This is a genomic window from Verrucosispora sp. SN26_14.1 (genome assembly GCF_004307965.1).
Classification (GTDB): Bacteria; Actinomycetota; Actinomycetes; order Mycobacteriales; family Micromonosporaceae; genus Micromonospora.
On sequence record NZ_SISL01000704.1, the window covers coordinates 1 to 2,053 of the forward strand.

Annotated in this window: 2 protein-coding genes; both read left to right on the forward strand. The window is 73.4% G+C overall.

The features are described 5' to 3' along the window. Window positions 1-705, forward strand: a 705-nt coding sequence (locus EYA84_RS31110) for an FAD-dependent oxidoreductase (protein WP_161595080.1), incomplete at its 5' end; no start/stop codon positions are given. Between the two features lie 294 nt (window positions 706-999). Further along, a complete protein-coding gene (locus EYA84_RS31115) occupies window positions 1,000-1,800 on the forward strand; it encodes an SGNH/GDSL hydrolase family protein (protein WP_131057760.1) in 801 nt (266 codons plus the stop codon). The last annotated feature ends 253 nt before the right edge of the window (window positions 1,801-2,053 follow it).

Sequence of the window (2,053 nt, forward strand, 5' to 3'; positions counted from 1 at the left end):
CGGGTGGTCGCCGCCGCCGGTGCGGGCCGTCCCGCGCTGGCCACCCTGCCGGACGGTACGCCGATCGACGCGGCCGGCAAGCATGTCGTCATCATCGGCGGCGGCGACACCGCGGCCGACTGCCTCGGGGTGGCGCACCGGCAGGGCGCGGCCGGCGTACACCAGCTCGACCTGTACCCGCGCCCTCCACAGGCCCGCGACGAGGAGCGCGACCCGTGGCCGACCTGGCCGTGGATCCTGCGCGAGTACGCGGCGCACGAGGAGGGCGGGGAGCGCGTCTTCGCGGTCGCCGTGCAGGAGTTCGTCGACGACGGCACCGGCGCGGTCCGTGCCGTGCGGATCGCCGAGGTGACCGTCGAGAAGCGGGACGGCCGGCGCATCGTCACCACTGTCCCCGGGACCGAACAGGAGTTGCCCGCCGACCTGGTGCTGCTGGCCATCGGCTTCGAGGGCACCGAGGAGCAGCCGCTGCTGACCCAGTTCGGGGTGACCCGCAACGCCCGGGGCGCGATCGAGTCCCGGGGCGACTGGCAGACCGAGGCCGACGGTGTCTTCGTCGCCGGTGACATGCACCGGGGGGCGTCACTGATCGTCTGGGCCATCGCCGAGGGGCGGGCCGCCGCCGCCGCGATCCACGGCTACCTCGGTGGCGTCGGCACCCTCCCGGCACCCGTGCACGCCGCCTCCCAACCGCTCGCTGTGTAAGGAGGGGTCCCCTGCTAACGCCTCGTGCATAGCAGGGGACCCCTGCTAACACCCCGGCGCACCCGCGCGCCGCACACCCGCACACCCGCACACCCGCACACCCGCACACCCGCACACCCGCACACCCGCACACCCGCGCATACGCCCGGCCGTGACTCGGCCGGGCGTGCTGCGTCTGCGGGGCGACGGCTATTCACTTCATCTGCATGTTTCGATAGCATTACCGGCTAGTAACAACCCCTGGCCACGCGCGCGGTCCACGGGCTCCACCACCACCCTCTGTGGAGGTCCGTCATGTCCCACCGTCCGCTGGCCCGTGCCCTCGCCACGTTGGTCGCCCTCGCCACCGCCACCCTCGGCGCACTGGCCGTACCCACCGCCGCCCAGGCCGCCGCGCCCGTGCACTACGTCGCGCTCGGCGACTCGTACTCCTCCGGGGTCGGCGCCGGCCCGTACGACCTGTCCACCTGCCTGCGCAGCCAGAAGTCGTACGCGCCACTGTGGGCCGCCGCCAACGCGGTGGCCAGCTTCCGCTTCCCGGCCTGCGGCGGCGCGGTCACCGCCGACGTGCTCGCCAACCAACTCGGCGCGCTCAGCGCCACCACCACGATGGTCACCATCACCATCGGCGGCAACGACGCCGGATTCGCCGACGTGATGACCAGTTGCCGCTTCGGCAGCACGTCCACCTGCACCACTGCGGTCAACGAGGCCAAGGCGTTCGCCACCGGCACCCTGCCGGCCCGGCTGGACCGCACCTACGCGGCCATCCGCGAGCGCGCCCCGAACGCGCGGCTGATCGTGCTCGGCTATCCGCGCCTGTTCGAGACCAGGTCCTGCGGGCTGCTGGCGATGAGCACCCACAAGCGCACCCTCCTCAACGAGGCGGCCGACGTCCTCGCCGAGGTGACCGCCGACCGGGCCGCCGCGGCCGGTGCCACCTTCGCCGACACCCGGCCCACCTTCGCCGGCCACGGTGTCTGCGGTGCCCAGCCGTGGATCCGGGACGTCACCGGTGTCATCGAGGCGTACCACCCCAACGCCGACGGCTACCGGTACGGCTACCTGCCCGCGCTCAACGCGGTGACCGGCTGACGGCTCGCGATGTTAGGAGGGGTCCCCTGCTATGCACGAGGCGTTAGCAGGGGACCCCTCCTTTCACGCACGTGCCGGGAGCGCCGACGCCTGGACGGGCCGACACGGCCGTGCGGGGACCGTGCCCGGATCGCCGCTGTCCGTTAGGGTTTCAGCGGACCAGGCGGCTGTCGGCGGAGGGGCACACGTTGGGCAGGCTCGCGTCGGCGTACGGGCAGGCGATGGCCGCCCACCGGGCCGCCCGGGCCCACCT

Coding starts and splice junctions, on each gene's coding strand:
- EYA84_RS31115 (WP_131057760.1), top strand. CDS start 1,000: ATGTCCCACCGTCCGCTGGCCCGTGCCCTCGCCACGTTGGTCGCCCTC.